Here is a 17,445-nt window from a genome sequence, read left to right as displayed (position 1 = left end):
ATTCAATTGCCCCGAATCTGCTTCAGCATCCAATCAAATCGAGTCCCCGCTAATGTCACTTGAGCCAAAAAGCTAGAACTCAGTTCATCTTCGTATGTCAAGCGTTCATCTAAAGATTTACCTGAGCTATAGTTGATTCTGCCGTAACCCAGACTATTGATAATTCCTTGCTGTTTATCTGCTAACAAAATCGCTAATACTCGATAAAATCGGGCAGCAAACCCTACATCGTGTAGCAATTTGGCAGAAAGTCGCCATCGGGGAATCGATAAGACGATCGCATCCTCAACCGCCCGAATGGTCATCGCAGGTGGACTGGCTTCGACAAAGGGCGTTTCGCCAACTATGTCACCCCGCGATAATCTTGCAAACTCTCGTTCGATACGATCTGTTTGTTCTAAAGTTGAAAAGGCACGGGTGAGAGGATTACTTGTATCTTCAGCAATGGAAGCCACCATCTTGCCATCTAATAAAATATAGAGAGCGTCAACGGGTCTTCCAGCCTGAAACAACACCGTTCCCGCAGGAAGTCTCATCGCATTGCCTGCAACAATCATCCAACCAATATCGCTATCATTTAATTCTGCAAATGTAAATAGAATTTCTCGAATTTGTGGCTGAAAAAGCACCACTGTACTTTGGCCAATTTGGCCGATCATCTGCTCTACTCGGTGAGCAAGTAAAACTGCGATCGCTCGATAAAAATGGGCAGCAAAGGTGACATCTTCTTGCAATTTTTGAATCAACTGCTGTTGAGGAATCATCAATACCAGTGACTTTCTCGCGGCTTTGACTGTAGTTGAAGACTGGTACGAGGCTAAAAAGGGCATTTCTCCTACAACTTCACCATTAGCCAGCCGTGCAACCTCTCGTCCTGATAGTTCGCCACCTTCAAGAGCCGCAAACGCACGACCAATGGGATTATCGTCAGACTGAGCGACAGTAACGCTTAATGCGCCATCAAGCAGAATGTAGAGGGCATTAACAGGTGTTCCTTGGCGGATGAGGATCGTACCAGCAGTAATTTCTTCTCTTTGACCCGTTGCCAAGATCCAGTCAATATCGCTATTTGTCAGTTCTTTAAGTAGAACTTCTGTCATAATTTAACTTCCTTGTGTTCTGCTAACGGGAGAGAAATGGGGAGCGGGAAATAATACCAATTCATCATTGAGAAATTCAGATTAAATCTGGTTTGCAGATGATTGCATTTATCGTCTTATTTTGTAGAATTAGTATAATTACTGAACAATCTCCCCATCACGGATCAACCAGATGCACAGCAACTAGAAGCACGGATCGATGTCTGGTGTTTTGTGATTGAAATCAGGAAGCTTTACATCCTCAAGCTTTTTTGCGATCGCTTCAGATACATTGCTATATAGATTGTCGGTAGGATACTCACCTGGATAATACTCACCTACGGCAATACCACCTGAAAGATTTGCGAGTTCTTGAGCCGATAGCTCTTGTGATTCATTTTGCTTTTTGTTTTCCATTGCCATTCTTTTTCCTTGTCATTTCATCTATGACTAAATTTGCCTAATTTTATGAAAGTGAAGTGATTAATCACATAAGAATAATTTCAGAAAGCAGTTGAGCAAAACTTGTCCAACTGCAATTGATTGATTTGAGAAACCCCGTTTAAGTAGGTGGGTGAGAAAATTTATAACTATGTCATTGCGAACGCAACGAAGTGGAGTGAAGCAATCACATAGTTTTCACCGCTTTTACTTTTCGTTACATAGTTATATTTATTTGTGCCTGCCTACTTACATAGAACCTTCGATTGCAGATATATCTCCAAACAACTCGCCAAGAACTTTTAGATCCTCCGTTGTCGCGTCGGTGATGGTGAGTTGGAACAGAGAAGAGTCTGTTGTCTCTGTATGAAAAGACGACCGTGTTGAGTGACACCCTCGCCTTCGTGATGTTTCTTGGGTAAATCCCCTTGTCGATTTGTGAAATCGTGCAGCCGTAAACTGCAAATTGAAACCACCCGCTACATCATCTAACTCTTCATCCGATAGTTCAATCGCTTCATCTTTCGGAGTAATTTCGTCATCTGACATAGAAACTCCTTTACGTCACGTGTTAAAGTTAAATGAGGCGGAGGGAGTTAACCATGAGCCTAGTAGCAACTCTGTTAACAACCCCTTCTGCTCCTGAAATCCGTCAAACTGAGAAATTCAGATCAAGCTTCAGGGCTAGAAATACCCGCTTCCTTAAACTCTTTAAGATCCTGCTCAGAGAAAACACTCACTTGGAAGGTAACGCTTGTAATACCGCCTTCTTTAGGAATTTCCACAAAACCAAGCTGATAATCTTCGGCATTTGCATTTTTTCCAAATACATCGCTAGTTGCGCCACCGGCAATATCATCAAGTTCTTGATTGGATAGTTCCAGCATTTCATTAGGCTGCACATTTTCTACAATCATTGTTATTCTCCTTGTGGTGTTAATTATGAGCCTAGAAACAAATTACTAGGAATGCCGCTAGGAAATTCTTCTCCAGTGAATTTGATTTCACGTAAATCTTGTTGAGATATAGTAGTTTCCTGACTGTTGAAAGATGCAATACCGCCATCAGCACCGATAATTACTGCACTAGTTTGCTTATCTGAATAGTTGAAGTTGTGAGCATCAACAAAGCTAAAAGCACCACCAGCAACGTTATCCAATTCTTCAGCAGATAGTTCTACTGGCTTAATGTCGTCAGACATAATGTTTTCTCCTCAATTTGTGATGTGTGCTGTATCAAGCAGAATGCAATATTTGAGTTCTAGTTACTAACTTTCAAGAGTGGGAGGAAAGAAACCAGTTGCTTTAATTTCGTGCAAACTTTGATGAGATACAGTAGTTTCTTGAGCGGTGGAAGAGCCAATCCCGCCATGAGGGCCAAGAACGGTTTCACCAGCTTGTTGATCCAATGCGTTGTAGTTGTCAGCATCGACAAAGCTAAAAGCACCACCAGCAACGTTGTCTAATTCTTCAGCAGATAATTCTACGGGCTTAATGTTGTCAGACATGATATTTTTTCCTTAATTTCTGATGTGTATGATGTGTGTTCTATCAAGCAGAGAGAGTGATTTGCTGGTTAGTTGCTTACCGCTTCCCTCGCTTCATGTCTCTAGAATACGAATTCAACTCTCTCATCCGCATCTGAAAAACGTCTAGTATTTCACCTAAGCGAAGTAAGTAGATGTCGTCTAACTTTCGCTATATAGTATTGAGCAATACGTAAGACTTTCGTCATAGGCTAACCCAGCTAGTTACTACAAAAGTCATGGATTTGCTTTCAGGTATGGTATTTCACTGCAATATCGTAGTATGACTAAACATGGAAGGATGAATGAGAGCATTCTACATCCATCGTTAAATTAACTAAATTAATAAATTATCGTTATTAATCTCTAGCAATGTTGTAAACCAAAACAGTAACAACAATGTTTAATAGATTCAACTTAGCAACTAAATTTACTTTACTTCTATTACTGGTGTTCATCGGCGCGATCGCAGTTAGTGGTTTTGCTTTATCTCATGCGCTTGAGCAAAAAGCAGAAGCCGAAATCGGTTATCGCAGCCAAATTATTGCAGAAACTATGAACTCAGTGAGGAACTATACTAATACGCATATCAATCCTCTTCTGACACCGATGATGGACACTCAAGCCACGTTTATCCCTGAAAGGATTCCCAGCTTTGCAGTCAGAGAAGTGTTTGAAAATCTTCGGGAAAACGAAGAATATAAAGATTTTTTATACAAAGATGCTAACCTAAATCCAACTAACTTACGAGATAAAGCAGATGTATTTGAAACGGAACTTATCGAACGGTTTCGCAAGGAGCCAGGGTTGAAAAATATATCCGGTTTTCGTGACTCTTATGACGAGAAAATGTTTTATAACGCTCGTCCATTTTCCATCAACAATCCGACATGTTTACACTGCCATAGCACTCCTGAAGTTGCTCCAAAAAGTCAGATTGCTAGTTATGGTTCAGAAAATGGCTTTGGGTGGAAACTCAATGAAATTTTAGGTACACAAATTATTTATCTTCCTGCCAAGCAAGTCTTTGATGATGCTCATCGTGCTTTCGTTCTATTCATTAGCTTATTTATTATTATCTTTGCCCTCATGATTTTGCTCATTAATTATTTGTTAAAGCGAAATGTACTGCAACCGCTAAAACCAATGGCACAACTGGCTCAGAAACTTAGTATGAATGAAATTAGTGTTGAAGAAGCAAAAGAGTTCGATCGTGAAAAGCTAACATCGATTGTGCAACGCCATGATGAGTTAGGACAATTAGGACGAGTTTTTCAACGGATGGTACATGAAATTTCTATCCGCGAACAACAATTTAAGCAAGAGTTGCATACACTGCGGATTGAAGTTGACGAAGCCAAACGGGCGCGTGAAGTTTCAGAAATCGCTGCATCAAAAACGTTCCAAAAGTTGCAGGAGGAGGCAAAAGTAATTAGAAGCAAACGGAATAATCCAAATTAATAACTATCAATTATGTTAGTGACGCATAAGTTGTCATGACGAATTACGAATTAAAAATTAGTATTAAGGATTTATTATGTCTGAAATTATTTCAATTCACTCATTCCGTGGCGGAACTGGTAAGTCAAACGTCACGAGTAATCTTGCTGCCCTAATCGCTCGTTCTGGAAAGCGAGTTGGGATAGTTGATACAGATATTCAATCTCCAGGAATCCACGTTCTATTTGGTCTTGAGCAAGAGCGAATCCGCTATACCTTGAACGATTATCTATGGGGTCGTTGTCAGATTGAAGAAGCAGTTTATGACGTTAGCGCCATTCTCAAACAAAAACAAACATTTTTTGGTCGCCAGGGGAGTGTTCATCTAATTCCTTCCAGCATTAAAATAAGTGACATTTCTCGAATCTTGCGCGAAGGCTATGACGCACGCCGACTTAATGATGGTTTACATAATCTAGTTCGTCGTTTAAAACTGGACTATCTGTTGATTGATACTCATCCTGGCATTAACGAAGAAACGTTGCTATCGATTATTCTTTCTGATGTCCTGCTGGTGATTCTCCGTCCAGATAAACAGGATTATCAAGGTACAGCAGTAGCGATAGATGTTGCCCGTAAGTTAGAAGTGCCTAAAATGCTAATAGTGATCAACAAAGCACTGCCATCTTTGGATTTCAAAGAGTTAGGGAAACGAGTGGAGAATACCTACAAAACCCCTGTAGCTGGAATACTACCTGTTTGTGAAGAGATGTTTGAATTAGGGAGTGGTGGAATCTTCTGTTTGCGGTATCCAGATCATTCATGGACTCAAAAAATCAGTGCGATCGCTAAACAAATCACCGGTTCTGGAGCCAAATTGTTTGCCAAATAAGTGTTGGTTATCAAGGGTGGACACCAGGATAAAAACATCTCTTGAAGAAGAATTCAGAAGTCAGAATGGGCTAAACGCCCCGCTACTGCTAACAGGAGTCAGAATGCAAGACGCTCGCGGACTCGCTAAGGCAACGCTTACAGTGGGGGATTCAGACCCGCCACTGAATTGTTGCACCACCAAATTTTCAATTTGGTGGGGGTGCAAAAACGCCGTTTATTCAGACGCTCGATAACTCGCTACCACTACGCTATCCGCCAGTCGCACAAAATTCATTCTGTTAGCGATAGCGGGGCGTTTAGCGCATTCTGGCTCCTGACTTCTGAATTCTGTTCGATAACATCTTCGCAAGATGCCTGTTTCGGAATCTAATTCTTGAGGGATCGTCATAGAATTGATAGGGCATCAAGTAGTTAATACTAATGTACCACGGAGATGTAGGGCGCAATGAAGGAGCGATCGCAGTATTCATTCCCCTAACAATTCTCCTCTGCTTCATGAACCTGACTCGCAAAATTCAAAATCTATTTCACCCAAATCATTTGCAAAGTTTGGTGATTCCAAAATACTTTCTTTCTCAACAAACCTTGCCAAAGGTGGTAGTTGTGCCAAGATGAATTTGAGGACTTAGGCAAGTGACACAATGCTAGGACAATTATTAGATGGACGTTACCAAGTCCTCCAGGTCTTAGGTGGAGGTGGATTCGGTCAAACTTACATAGCCCAAGATACCCATCGACCAGGTTTCCCGAAATGCGTTGTCAAACATCTTTTGCCCGTCACTCGTAGCCCTGAATTTCTCGAAACTGCTAGACGGCTATTTAGCAGTGAAGCAGAAACACTAGAACAGCTGGGCAACCATGACCAAATCCCTCGGCTTTTAGCCTATTTTGAACATAACCAAGAGTTCTTCTTGGTGCAAGAATTCATTGAAGGGCATACTCTGAAAGCAGAACTCTTACCCAATCAACCTTGGACAGAAGAGAAAGTAATTCAACTTCTCCAACAGATGTTGGGTATTCTGCAATTTATTCACAGCCACAACGTTATCCATCGAGATATCAAACCGGACAATATAATCAGGCGGCAACAAGACGGTAAGCTAGTGCTGATTGACTTTGGCGCAGTTAAACAAGTCCAAACTCAATTGCTTACAGTTCCAGGGCGCACGGGGGCTACTATTATCATTGGCACTCCAGGATATATGTCTACAGAACAGGGGCAAGGTAAGCCTCGCCCTAACAGCGATATTTATTCTTTGGGTATTATTGGCATCCAGTCACTGACGGGGTTACATCCTATAAATTTTGAGGAAGATTCAGATACGGGTGAAATTTCTTGGCAGCATCACGCTAATGTCAGTTCTGAGTTGGCATCTGTGCTATCTAAGATGGTGCTACACCACTTTAAACAGCGCTATCAGTCTGCGGCTGAAGTTCTACAGGTGCTTAAACATCTTGATACTAAAGTAGAAATACTATTACTTCAATCACCATTTTTTACACAACCGCCTCAAGCTTCACTTTCTCCACAAAACTCAATTGGGCATCGGTCTGTTTCTATCTTGTCTGCCGAAAATTATAGTCGGTTGGAAACAATTCTTTTGGAATTTGTCGGCCCTGTTGCCTCAACATTACTACGACAAGTTGCGGCATCAGCGCCCAACTGCGAAGAATTAATTAGTCAATTAGCCATTCATCTTCGAGGAAATCAGCAAATTGATTTTCAGAATAAAACAATGTTTCTGCTAGAGAAACCTACTCTATTACAGGAACTGACTGTTAATTCGGAAATTAAGTCAAATAATTTGCCAAACCAAGAATCTCAAGCAATCAGCGATAGCTTTGTGCATCAGTGTGAGCGGGAATTGGCTGATTTAATTGGGCCAATAGCTAAGTTTCTAGTCCAAAAAGCTGTTAAGTCTTCTGGGCAAATTTCCCGTGCAGAATTTGTGAAAATTTTAGCATCAAAAATTCCCGAACCTCAAAAAGCTTTGCAATTTCAGCAACGCTTACTTTCCTGATATTTTAAATATTGCATTTTTTCCTGTGTTAATTACAGATTATTAGCTTTGGTTATTCAGCATCTCCAGAGCTATTTTTAAGCTAGCTTTCATCCGATTAAATGCTTCAGCTAACCCGCCAATTTCATCATTAGAGCTTTCTTCAAAATCAGCGCTCATATCACCAATGCTAACTTTTTGGGCTATTTTTTCAATTCTTCTGATGCGCTGAATTACATATTTTTTGATTAAGAAGTTAATTAAGAAAACTACGATCGCAAAGATGGCAATTAAAAGTCCCATGATCAATATCCAAGTCCGTTTGGCATTGGCAAAAATCTCTTGGGAAGGAACAGAGATTATTTGAGCAGAAACAATCTGATTGAGTTGCCAGCCAAAACCATTTTCTGAGCCATAATTTACCAACTGACTTTTAGGAGCCCGATCTGGTGTAGAATGACATCGCAGACATTTCTGTTGTACGATCTTTAGTGGTCGCGCAATATAAAATACTTCGCCTTCTGATAAGTTACGAAAGCCTGTAATCTCTTGAGTTTTGGAGTCGCTGCGAAACCGTTCTACAAGTTGAGTTTCAAAATTATCAGCTTTATCCGCTAAATTAGTCGGATTAAGTGTTGCATCTTTATGAAAAAAGTTTTTAAATTCAGGCTTTTTACGAAAATTCTCAAACACCTCTTTAGAGGAAAAAGTTGGTACTACTTCCGGCATGAACGTTGGGTTGGTGTCTAGTCTAGGTTCTAATAAGGGATCTATACGATTTTGTGTATAATCTCTAACCGCGTTCACCATTTGGATGAGAATCTGTGCTTGAGAAGTTACTTCATTTTGCGCTCTCCCTTGAAGTACACTAGATAAGGCAACGCCACTTCCCACAATACTGACTATGAAAACTAATATTAAAAGTAAGTTAAATTTAGCACCTATTTTTAAATCTTTTAATGTGATGTTATTTAACATAACCTAACCAACGAAGATGGTATCTGAGTTTGTCTAACATTTATTTATACCTGTTAGAAAGCATCTCAACAATATTTAAATAAATATTAATTTTTGACTGCAATGCAACTTACTTAGGCAGTAGTCAAACTTATCTAAAATTAGTCCTGAAAACCAAGTTACTTCCTTAACCCTAATTAGCGATGTTTTTGCGATTTTCCCGGCGTTTATTTCTGTTTAATTTACTAGGTTTTACATTTGCTGCCTGCAAATCACGCGGCTTTGAGGGCACGTTAACTGTTGGTGCAATCAACTATGGTGGAGGCGAACAGATAATTAATCAATATGCTAAATTTAACAGTTATTTGGGCGAAAAAACCAACTCATATATTCAGCTAGAACCTGTTTTTAATGAGAATAGAGCGGTTGAGCGTCTTGAGGCTCGTGCTTGGTCATTGGTATTTGCTCCACCAGGTTTAGCGGCTATTGCCATCGCACGCCACCAATATGTTCCTCTGTTTCCTTTAATAGGAATCAGTAATTTGCGCTCAATCTTCGTTGTTCGCAAAGACAATCCCATAACCGACTTGAAACAACTGCAAGGAAAAACACTGGCTTTAGGTCAGTTAGGTTCCGCAACAGGATATTATTTCCCTCTTTACAATCTTTATGGCACAACACTAGCTGAGATCCTATTTGCACCCACACCCAAAGCCGCACTGGAATTTGTGGCTCAAGGAAAAGCGATCGCTTGTGCTGTCTCAGAAGCGGAATTGGCTCTCTACGGTTCACAGTTGGCCCCCACCGAATTCCGCATCCTATTTAAAGACCCTCACTATGTACCATTAGGTGTGGTGTTGATTGGGCCGAATGTAGAACGTAACCGTCAAGAGTTCATCCGAAAAGTGATGAGTGATTCGCCTTCAGGTTTAGCTCAAGAAGTAGGATATGTACCCAATGGACAAGTACCAGATTACAAATACATGATTTCTGTGGTCGATCGGGTGAGTTCTATTACTTCTAAGCTGCAAACTAAACCGGTTCGTTTATTTTGATTGACATTCCTGATTTCTCAAAAAAACAATTTAAATCGTGCTAGCTGGTTTTGAATTGTTTCTGTCAGGATTTTATTTAGTTCTGTGGTGTCTTGGAATTGCAAAATTTGCTGTGTGGGTAAGTCGAAGGGAAATTGTCCTTCAAAGTCTGGGCGTTGCATTTGCGCGAGGAGAATCTGTTCAGAACGCTTACTTTGGATGGCATAGCCAATCTCAATACAGACATTGGGACTAGGAATTAATTGCGGGGTTTCTTTACCGTCAATACTAGCGATGGGTGTGGTGTCAGCGATAAATAACAAACTCTTCCGAATTTTTCGCATAATCGTGCGGTTAATCCGAAGAGGAGTACCACTGGGGCGAGAGGATTCTACTAATGTTAGCGGAAGGCGCGATCGCAAATTTAAGCTGGATAAACTTTTTTGTAGTTCTTCTCTAAGAACATTCGTCGCTGCGACATACTCAGTTTGATAGGATAAAAAAATCGTTGGTTCTAACTGAGCCAACAGTGCTTGTTTGGTAAAATAAATTTCATGACTAATTAAGTCAATGTTAGCGACGGAATAGCCACCGCTACCTTCAATATAAAATTCAATATTTTCCCCTTCTAGATAGCGCCCAAACCAAGTTGATTTCTTAACTTCGTCGCTTTCTTCTAAAAAGTCTGCTCGCAATGCCGATCTCAGCAGGCTTTTTTTGCTTAAGCGAATGTCTGGCGGACGTTTTTCTAGTTCTGGAATCGGCTCGTAATCCTGAATATACCACGCTCTGAGCGCAATAATTGACATAAGGCGCTATTTAAACTATTAACTTAGTATAATCTTACACCAAGAGCAGTCCATATATTAGACTTATTTTTAAACACAACAAAACCCAAACTTCTACTCGCTGAACTATCTCTTCTCGTTATTTATCAGATACAGGGATGTACTAACTTTCATCGCTTGCGTAAACAAGTTACAAAAACTAGTGACAGCGCCCCCTAATCTTCCATATTTGAGGAAATAGCAGTTTTCGCGTTGGGTGTTGCTGTGTTCTGACGAGACAGATGTAAGTTAAACAGCGTCTTTTACCTCTTACTTACGATTCTAAATGCAGCTGTTATATCTGCCAGGGAAGCTTGTTTTTTAGCTTCAACTATTAGATTATCACTTCTGGATAAGAGGGATTTTTTCTGCAACTAAACTTAACTTTTAAATTATTTTTAATCTAAGTCAATATATTACAGACCCTGGATAGTTTCTAAATCTTTTTTATAGTCTATTGTAAAAACATCATCAATCTTTTGGATGAATTTAGCAATTGCTAATTAAAATTTTAAGTTTTGAAACTAACAATTTTAGGACTTACGCATTGACAGAAAAGCCAAAATGGTAGGTATGCTTTTCAAGGCTTTTAACTAGATTTTCCATCCACCTTTTTGCGATGCCTGCGGCGGGCTACGCCTACACAACCAAGAAAAGATGGTTTGTCAAAGGCTGGAACGACCTATTTACGTCAATCCACAAGAGAACTCGTTTGTACAGTGTATAAGTCCTAAATTTGTAATATTCTGAAAATCAGTGTGAAAATTGATTCCTCTACCTTTAGCGATCTATTTTGGCTGGAGGCTTGACAGGGATTTCAATCCAGAACTCTGTACCAATGCCCGGTTCTGAAATGCACTCCATTATTCCACCATGTTTTTCGACAATAATTTGATAGCTGATCGCCAATCCCAGTCCTGTACCCCTACCCACAGGTTTAGTAGTATAAAACGGGTCAAAAATCCGCTTTTTTACCTCTACAGCCATTCCAGGCCCATTGTCACTAATACGAATCAATAGCCGAGAGTTATCTGCTGAAACTCTAGTGGAAATGTGGATAGTAGGCATTGGGGATGGCTTATTCTCTTTGTTCCCATTCCCCATGGCCCTTAATCCCCATTCCCTATTGCCCCTAATCTCCAGAAGAGACCCCGAGTTCCCCATTTCCAAAGCATCTATAGCATTGGTGAAAATATTCATAAATACCTGATTCATTTGTCCGGCATAACATTCTACTTTTGGGATGTTGCCATAGTCTTTGATTATCTGAATGCCTGGAAATTCACCATTTGCTTTCAGCTGATATTGTAAAATTAGTAAGGTGTTGTCAATACCTTCATGCAAGTCAACGCGCTTGTTTTCAGCCTCATCCAAGCGAGAAAAATTGCGTAACGACAGTACTATTGAACGGATGCGATCGCTTCCTACTTGCATTGAGGTAATGATTTTTGGCAGGTCTTCTACCAAAAACTCAAAATCGATTGAAGCGATGGCAGCACTAATTTCACTATGAGGATCGGGATAGTGTAGCTGGTAGAGGCGTAAAATTTCTAGTAGTTGTTCGATGTAGTCACTGGCGTGGCACAGATTACCGTAGATAAAGTTAACAGGGTTGTTGATTTCGTGGGCGATCCCCGCCACCAACTGTCCTAAGCTGGACATTTTTTCGGTTTGAATCAATCTTGTCTGTGTTTCTTGAAGTTTATGTAGAGTATGTCCTAACTGTGCAGCTTGATTTCTGGCTTCCGTTTCGGCAGTATGGGTTTGTTCGTAGAGTTGTGCTTGTTGAATAGCGATCGCAGCCTGATCTCCTAACTGTTGCAATAAATCAATTTCTGCATCCTGCCAAATTCTGGGAGCATTACATTCATGGGCAATTAGTAAGCCCCATAGTTCCATACCTATATTAATCGGAACAATTAAGTTTGCTTGAATTTGCAGACTTTGTAAAAACTCTCGATGACAATCAGTTAAAGAATCCGTTAAAACGTTGTTAATTGCCCGGACTCTACCCTGAGAGGATAAATACGTATGCTCATCAAGAAAGCATTCTAATGATGCATTCACTCCCAAAACTGACTGCCAATTACCATGAATCTCTTCCACAGTCACCGATTTACTGTTCAGTTGGAAAATCACTACCCGGTCTGAATTTAGCAGTGAGCGAACTTCGCAGACGATAGTTTGTAGGGTTGTTTGCAAGTCCAACGTGCGGCGAATCTGCTCTGTGACTTGCTTGATTACCTTGGTGAGTATTAATGATTTTTCTAGTTCAGCAGTTTGTTCTTGCACCCGCAGTTCTAGGTTGGCATTCAGAGTTTGTATCTCTTTATACATCTGCTGCTGCTGAATTGCCATTGAAAAATGATCGTACAAGGCTTGTGCCAATATCATGTCTTCCAACTTCCACTCAGCCGCTTGCCCCTTTTTTTGCTCTCGCCAAACCTCAAAAGAAAGCTGGGGTAACAGTTGTCGGCGATTTGCGTCACATCGTCCTGCCCACAATATCTCGGTTTCAAATTCAGCGCGAAAAATGGTTAATACACCGATAAATTGTTCCCGGTAATGTAGAGGAATCACCATCAGTCCGCGAATTTGAGTAGAACGGAATGCTAAAGCCAAAACTCGCAAATGTGGTTCTTTATAGAGGTCAGCAGTTGTCCAAATATTACCTGGTTTACACTCAGCCATCCAGTTTTGCCATGTAGGATGCTGTTCAATAATGCTGTTATCTAATTCGTAGGGTAATGTGGGTTGATCGCCCCAGGTGTATAGTTTCCGACTATTTTCAATGTAAAGCCTGCCACCTACTCCACTGAATGCGGTAATAACTTCTTCAAGCGCTCCCTGTAACTGGATTGTTGGTAGTTTATGCAAGAGTGTGGTCACTTGGTTAATAGTAGCTTCTTGCTTTTGCTGAGTAAGGGCTGTAGTGAGTAAATTACTTTGAGCGATCGCGATCGCCACCTGGTCAGCAACTTGCTGTAATACTTTTAGTTGCCGCTTCAAAATCTTTTGCGGTTCACTGTGGTGAGATACCAACAATCCCCACAATTTAGGCTTTACCGATTGTTCTTGGGGATCGCAATCTAAAATTGGGATGACTAAAGAAGATTGCACACCCATCGCCTTTAAGTATTGAATATGACATGGGTCTACTTGTCGATAGTAAATATTAGTTTGTAGGCGTTTGCCAGTTTCTTTTGATTGTAGAGGCGATAGCCCAATCTTCCCATTTGCGACATCGACAATCGAACGTTGCCCCGTTAACAAAAACATCTCTCTGGCCGCTTCGGGGATATCATGAACTGGGAAGCGCAACCCCAATAACGATGGCAGACGTTCTTTATAAATAGATTCAGCAATGACTTCACCACTACCATCAGCATCAAACCGATACATCTTGACTCGATCTGCATGTAAAAATAACCGCACTTCCGTAACGGTAGTTGTTAATATTTCTTGAAGATCGAGCGATCGCCTAATCTGTTTGATCATCCGGTGCAGCAAGCCTTCTTGGTCTAAGCTTTGCTGTAACCCGTTTGGCTTATCGGTAGATATCATTGTTTTTATACACTATGGCTTAAGTATAGTTTTTCCTATAATTTGTCTCTAACGATAAATTTCAACTTCCAATGCCTTGATTTTGGTTCCGTTTTCAAGAAATTCCTGCTAGAAATGTTTTGCCAGAAGCATACATCTGTTGCAAATATTTTTGGAAATGGATCGGAGGATATTTGAAAAGTATTAGATATTTTGCTTAATATTCCGTAGTTCTTAAAAAGCTGATTTAGGGAGATATCAAACCACCTGGTATATCATTAGTCACTTTTTAAACATCCTCTCAAGGAGACAATAAAGAAAAATTTAATCATTGACACTTTATTGATTTTATATTCTCAGCTATTAAAATATTTCAGTATTTTTACTTAAATAATGTCTTCATCATTGCCTCAAACTAAAAATATTTTTTACGATTTTTGTCCCGGAAGCTCCTCCAAAAATGCATTAGTTCACCTTAAAAGCCATACATTAGCCGGATGTTTATTAAGATTTGGAATAGCGATCGCTATTCCAAATTGCGAAGCCTTAAGTATACGTTATATATTTTCACTAATGTGAATCTTTATCGATAAAATAATGGCTAATTTGTCAAATCAGCTAGAGGAAAAAGCATTTCAAGCCTGATAAAATAATGGTTTTAAGATTTTAAATCCAAAATATTATTAATAACAACAAGGTTATTTATCTCCTTTTTAAGTAGGGTTAGTTAGGTTGAATTTTGAACAGAACCGGATTAAAATATTGGTGATTTCCCTCCAAAATTTTGAATGGAAATATCCTATTACCCTTCTAATTGCTGATTTTATGTTGAATGTAACTATTTTGATTAAATTATTCGTAAATTACCTTTGAAGATAGTAAGTTACGGATTTCTTCACGAACACTCATGAGAGTTTTACCGAGATGGTTAAGACCTGCTTTATTAGCACCGCAGCCCCAAAAAGAATCGGTTGGGGAATTTTCAACCAAAAGCTCATCACCAGTCTTCAGCAGAACTTCTCTAATATGAGCATGAGTGAGAAACTTTTTGAGTAAAGCTTCTCGCATAATTTGAGTTTTGACCAAATCCCAGTCTCGCCGGAGTTGGCGAGTGCTACATCTTCCTAAGGCGGCAGCTTCTTCTGGCGTGGCGGCAGTATGGATGAGGGGTATAATTGCCGCATCTTTGCTGCCAACAAACTTTTGCGCTTGATAATAATGCTCAACCGTTGCCCAGTAAGTGCCCTGGATGTGGATTTCGTGGGGAGAAAAGTTAGAAAAACAGCCGTAAGGCTGCCAAACCTTATAAAAGTAAATGGTCATTTGAAAATTGCTCTTTCATATATAGCAATCCTATTTGATTTGTGAGAATTGCAACCTAAAACCGAGCTTATAAGGATTCCAAATTCTGTCACTTCATCGGTAAGGTGAGGGTGAAAGCTGTTTGACCAAAAGCTGTTGAGTCAAGGGTGAGGTCGCCATGATGTGCCCTGGCAATTTCACGGGCTAGGCTGAGTCCCAGTCCAATGCCTTCTATCTTGCGGGTTCGAGCCGGATCGCCGCGATAGAAGCGCTCAAAAATGCGATCGCGTGCGCTGTAGGCATCGCTCACTGGAATATCTTTGGATGCATTGGCAATGGTGACATGGAGAGTTGTTTGAGTTTGATGAGCGCGGATCTTTATCCAACCGTTGGCGAGATTGTATTTTATAGCATTACTGAACAGGTTTTGCAAAACTTGAATCAGAAGATCGCGATCGCCCTGTAGGCGCAGTCCATCACTAAAGTCAGTTTGCACATTCAACTGAGGAGCCAGCATTTCCACATCTTCTAGCATCTCCATTAGCAACTCAGACATATCTACTTCAACCAGATACAAGCTCATTTTTCCGGCATCAGCCAGAGATAGGAGCAAGAGTTTTCGCATAATTCCACTCAGGCGGCGCACCTCATCCAATAAGTTACTTAAGCGCTGTTGTACTTCACTTCCCGGATCGACCTGTTGCAGCGTTCGCTCCAATTCGCCTTGCAAAATAGTTAGTGGGGTTTTCAGTTCATGAGCCGCATCACCACTAAAGCGGGAAGCTTGGGTAAAACTGCGTTCCAAGCGTTCCAGCATCAGGTTAAATACTTGAATTAACTCGACAAATTCAACATCAGTTGTCCCAATGGGAATCCGTTGATCTAGCCCCTTGACAGTCACTTGTTGAATAGCACCCGTTAATTGATGGACGGGACGCAAAGCACCACCAGAAACCAACCATGCACCGACTGCAACCAGCAGTAGCGATCCCGGAATTGAAACCAGAAAAATGTTCCGAATGATAGCCATCTCTCGATCGATAGCTTCCAGATTAACGGCAATGGCAACCTGAGCATTAGGAAACTTCGTTGCCCCAATTCGCCAAGCTGCTTTTGCTGTATGCTCGGTAACAAATTGAGGTGGGCGTGGACGAAGAAAGGGTGGCGGCCCAACGGACAGATTTCTATTAGAGGGTGGTGGTTCTCCCTGTGGGGGTGGTGGTAAAGGTATCAACTGAAGACGCTTAAGCAGCAGGTGATTCACCTCAACGTCAGCAGGTAGAGAGTTAGATTCATAAAGGATGTTGCCGTTTGCATCAAGCACCAGTAGGGCGATGGGGGTTTTTGTATTGGTTCCGAAGCCATCAGATAATGAATCTTTGTAAAATTGCCATCGGAAAGGTCGGTTTTCTTGGCCCTGAATTTTGGGAGGTTCCCCCCGTGGTGGCAAGTTTGGAGTTGCCCGCATCAAGTGATTTAACAGTTCTGCATCAAGACGGCTGATTTTAGCATTGTAAATCTGAAACCAGGAGACTGCGCCAAACCCTACTAATGTGGTTCCAGCTAGAGCCGTAGATAACAGGGCAATTCGGAGGCGAAACGAAGGGAGCTTCATGAGCTAGACTCTGGTTTGCGAAACCGATATCCAACCCCGCGAATGCTTTCAATCCAGACTGCTTCATCAATGGGGTCAATTTTTTTACGAATTCGCTGGATACAAACATCTACGACGTTGGTGTTGGGGTTAAAGTCATAGCCCCAAACATGCTCCAGAATTTGGGTACGGGTGAAAACCCGTCCGGGAGAGCGCATCAGATACTCCAGAAGATTAAACTCGCGGCTGGTAAGTTCTATCGCCTGGCGATCGCAAGTGACTTCTCTGGTAATCCGGTCGAGTTTGATCGGCCCAACGCTAAGGAGATTTTGGCGCTCGCTCACACTCCGGCGAACAACGGCATGAATTCTAGCCGCTAACTCTTCTACAAAAAACGGTTTAGCGATATAGTCATCCGCTCCTAAATTTAGCCCTTCTAAGCGATCGTCTAGTTCATTCCGAGCCGTCAACAAAATTACCGGAGCATTCCGACCTTGCCGCCGCAAGAGTTTCAGAATTGATAGTCCATCCTTTCCCGGCACCATAATGTCGAGGACAAGAACATCATATTCATTTTCTAATGCCCGCAGATATCCTTCATCACCATTGTCGCAGTAGTCTACAACAAATCCCTGCTCCTTCAGTCCAGCCCGGACGAAGTTAGCAATTTTCGCTTCATCTTCAACAAATAAAACGTTCACAAGCATTTATTAGTTCATATATTGTTCCATTCTAGATTCATTACCTTTGTGCTTAAATTACAAAACTGTAATTTAGAAAGCAAGTGGACTGTAATTTTGAGGTGGCTT

General features: G+C 41.0%; 17 protein-coding genes. 5 read left to right on the top strand and 12 right to left on the bottom strand.

What is annotated here, in order from left to right; all coding sequences use genetic code 11:
- Positions 1-2: 2 nt before the first annotated feature.
- The 6 genes from CDG79_RS10955 to CDG79_RS10930 all read right to left on the bottom strand — a co-directional run bounded on the left by CDG79_RS10955 (position 3) and on the right by CDG79_RS10930 (position 3,027).
- Complete coding sequence (locus CDG79_RS10955) at positions 3-1,100, bottom strand: cyclic nucleotide-binding domain-containing protein (RefSeq protein WP_094342164.1); 1,098 nt, start codon at positions 1,098-1,100, stop codon at positions 3-5.
- 183 nt (positions 1,101-1,283) lie between these two features.
- Positions 1,284-1,502 carry a hypothetical protein gene (locus CDG79_RS10950; RefSeq protein WP_094342163.1) on the bottom strand — a complete coding sequence of 73 codons (219 nt, stop codon included), beginning with the start codon at positions 1,500-1,502 and terminating at the stop codon, positions 1,284-1,286.
- Between the two features lie 267 nt (positions 1,503-1,769).
- The gene (locus CDG79_RS42245; RefSeq protein ID WP_094342162.1) at positions 1,770-2,069 is read right to left on the bottom strand and encodes a CTB family bacteriocin; all 300 of its coding nucleotides are present in this window, start codon (positions 2,067-2,069) and stop codon (positions 1,770-1,772) included.
- Positions 2,070-2,191: 122 nt separating this feature from the next.
- A complete protein-coding gene (locus CDG79_RS10940) occupies positions 2,192-2,437 on the bottom strand; it encodes a hypothetical protein (protein ID WP_094342161.1) in 246 nt (81 codons plus the stop codon).
- A gap of 23 nt (positions 2,438-2,460) precedes the next feature.
- Positions 2,461-2,721: a CTB family bacteriocin gene (locus CDG79_RS10935; RefSeq protein WP_094342160.1), complete on the bottom strand. Its 261-nt coding sequence runs from the start codon at positions 2,719-2,721 to the stop codon at positions 2,461-2,463.
- A 66-nt stretch (positions 2,722-2,787) separates the two neighbouring features.
- Positions 2,788-3,027: a CTB family bacteriocin gene (locus CDG79_RS10930; protein WP_094342159.1), complete on the bottom strand. Its 240-nt coding sequence runs from the start codon at positions 3,025-3,027 to the stop codon at positions 2,788-2,790.
- Positions 3,028-3,444: 417 nt separating this feature from the next.
- On the opposite strand from CDG79_RS10930, the gene CDG79_RS10925 reads away from it, so the two are divergent.
- The 4 genes from CDG79_RS10925 (at position 3,445) to CDG79_RS10910 (ending at position 7,400) form a co-directional block, all read left to right on the top strand.
- Positions 3,445-4,506, top strand: coding sequence for a Tll0287-like domain-containing protein (locus CDG79_RS10925; protein WP_094342158.1), 1,062 nt, complete (start codon positions 3,445-3,447; stop codon positions 4,504-4,506).
- 76 nt (positions 4,507-4,582) lie between these two features.
- Complete coding sequence (locus CDG79_RS10920) at positions 4,583-5,377, top strand: MinD/ParA family ATP-binding protein (RefSeq protein ID WP_094342157.1); 795 nt, start codon at positions 4,583-4,585, stop codon at positions 5,375-5,377.
- A 422-nt stretch (positions 5,378-5,799) separates the two neighbouring features.
- On the top strand, positions 5,800-5,994 hold the full coding sequence (locus CDG79_RS10915; RefSeq protein ID WP_094342156.1) for a hypothetical protein: 195 nt from the start codon (positions 5,800-5,802) through the stop codon (positions 5,992-5,994).
- 26 nt (positions 5,995-6,020) lie between these two features.
- Entirely contained in the window at positions 6,021-7,400 is a 1,380-nt protein-coding gene (locus CDG79_RS10910; protein WP_094342155.1) for a serine/threonine-protein kinase, read from the top strand.
- 42 nt (positions 7,401-7,442) lie between these two features.
- Here the strand turns inward: CDG79_RS10910 and CDG79_RS10905 are convergent, their stop codons facing one another.
- Entirely contained in the window at positions 7,443-8,357 is a 915-nt protein-coding gene (locus tag CDG79_RS10905; protein ID WP_094342154.1) for a Tll0287-like domain-containing protein, read from the bottom strand.
- 182 nt (positions 8,358-8,539) lie between these two features.
- Here CDG79_RS10905 and CDG79_RS10900 point away from each other — a divergent pair, with 182 nt between their 5' ends.
- Complete coding sequence (locus CDG79_RS10900) at positions 8,540-9,391, top strand: phosphate/phosphite/phosphonate ABC transporter substrate-binding protein (protein ID WP_094328576.1); 852 nt, start codon at positions 8,540-8,542, stop codon at positions 9,389-9,391.
- 17 nt (positions 9,392-9,408) lie between these two features.
- Here CDG79_RS10900 and CDG79_RS10895 read toward each other — a convergent pair whose 3' ends face one another.
- The 5 genes from CDG79_RS10895 to CDG79_RS10875 form a co-directional block, all read right to left on the bottom strand.
- Positions 9,409-10,179, bottom strand: a complete 771-nt coding sequence (locus CDG79_RS10895; RefSeq protein WP_094342153.1) for a hypothetical protein — start codon at positions 10,177-10,179, stop codon at positions 9,409-9,411.
- Between the two features lie 798 nt (positions 10,180-10,977).
- The gene (locus CDG79_RS10890; protein ID WP_094342152.1) at positions 10,978-13,761 is read right to left on the bottom strand and encodes a GAF domain-containing protein; all 2,784 of its coding nucleotides are present in this window, start codon (positions 13,759-13,761) and stop codon (positions 10,978-10,980) included.
- An 831-nt stretch (positions 13,762-14,592) separates the two neighbouring features.
- Positions 14,593-15,063, bottom strand: coding sequence for an N-glycosidase (locus tag CDG79_RS10885; protein ID WP_094342151.1), 471 nt, complete (start codon positions 15,061-15,063; stop codon positions 14,593-14,595).
- Between the two features lie 88 nt (positions 15,064-15,151).
- Positions 15,152-16,657: an ATP-binding protein gene (locus tag CDG79_RS10880; protein WP_094342150.1), complete on the bottom strand. Its 1,506-nt coding sequence runs from the start codon at positions 16,655-16,657 to the stop codon at positions 15,152-15,154.
- On the bottom strand, positions 16,654-17,337 hold the full coding sequence (locus tag CDG79_RS10875; protein ID WP_094342169.1) for a response regulator transcription factor: 684 nt from the start codon (positions 17,335-17,337) through the stop codon (positions 16,654-16,656). Before CDG79_RS10875 ends, CDG79_RS10880 begins: the two co-directional genes overlap by 4 nt.
- Positions 17,338-17,445 lie beyond the last annotated feature (108 nt).

Origin of the sequence: Nostoc sp. 'Peltigera membranacea cyanobiont' 232, from assembly GCF_002245985.1 — a bacterium.
Taxonomy (GTDB): Bacteria; Cyanobacteriota; Cyanobacteriia; order Cyanobacteriales; family Nostocaceae; genus Nostoc.
This window is presented reverse-complemented; position numbering and strand designations above follow the sequence as displayed.

Excerpts from the sequence above, each read along its gene's own strand:
- CDG79_RS10925 (WP_094342158.1), top strand. The coding sequence starts at position 3,445 with ATGTTTAATAGATTCAACTTAGCAACTAAATTTACTTTACTTCTATTA.
- CDG79_RS10940 (WP_094342161.1), bottom strand. The coding sequence starts at position 2,437 with ATGATTGTAGAAAATGTGCAGCCTAATGAAATGCTGGAACTATCCAAT.
- CDG79_RS10915 (WP_094342156.1), top strand. The coding sequence starts at position 5,800 with ATGTACCACGGAGATGTAGGGCGCAATGAAGGAGCGATCGCAGTATTC.
- CDG79_RS10900 (WP_094328576.1), top strand. The coding sequence starts at position 8,540 with ATGTTTTTGCGATTTTCCCGGCGTTTATTTCTGTTTAATTTACTAGGT.
- CDG79_RS10895 (WP_094342153.1), bottom strand. The coding sequence starts at position 10,179 with ATGTCAATTATTGCGCTCAGAGCGTGGTATATTCAGGATTACGAGCCG.
- CDG79_RS10905 (WP_094342154.1), bottom strand. The coding sequence starts at position 8,357 with ATGTTAAATAACATCACATTAAAAGATTTAAAAATAGGTGCTAAATTT.
- CDG79_RS42245 (WP_094342162.1), bottom strand. The coding sequence starts at position 2,069 with ATGTCAGATGACGAAATTACTCCGAAAGATGAAGCGATTGAACTATCG.
- CDG79_RS10930 (WP_094342159.1), bottom strand. The coding sequence starts at position 3,027 with ATGTCTGACAACATTAAGCCCGTAGAATTATCTGCTGAAGAATTAGAC.
- CDG79_RS10950 (WP_094342163.1), bottom strand. The coding sequence starts at position 1,502 with ATGGCAATGGAAAACAAAAAGCAAAATGAATCACAAGAGCTATCGGCT.
- CDG79_RS10955 (WP_094342164.1), bottom strand. The coding sequence starts at position 1,100 with ATGACAGAAGTTCTACTTAAAGAACTGACAAATAGCGATATTGACTGG.
- CDG79_RS10920 (WP_094342157.1), top strand. The coding sequence starts at position 4,583 with ATGTCTGAAATTATTTCAATTCACTCATTCCGTGGCGGAACTGGTAAG.
- CDG79_RS10880 (WP_094342150.1), bottom strand. The coding sequence starts at position 16,657 with ATGAAGCTCCCTTCGTTTCGCCTCCGAATTGCCCTGTTATCTACGGCT.
- CDG79_RS10890 (WP_094342152.1), bottom strand. The coding sequence starts at position 13,761 with ATGATATCTACCGATAAGCCAAACGGGTTACAGCAAAGCTTAGACCAA.
- CDG79_RS10910 (WP_094342155.1), top strand. The coding sequence starts at position 6,021 with ATGCTAGGACAATTATTAGATGGACGTTACCAAGTCCTCCAGGTCTTA.
- CDG79_RS10935 (WP_094342160.1), bottom strand. The coding sequence starts at position 2,721 with ATGTCTGACGACATTAAGCCAGTAGAACTATCTGCTGAAGAATTGGAT.
- CDG79_RS10885 (WP_094342151.1), bottom strand. The coding sequence starts at position 15,063 with ATGACCATTTACTTTTATAAGGTTTGGCAGCCTTACGGCTGTTTTTCT.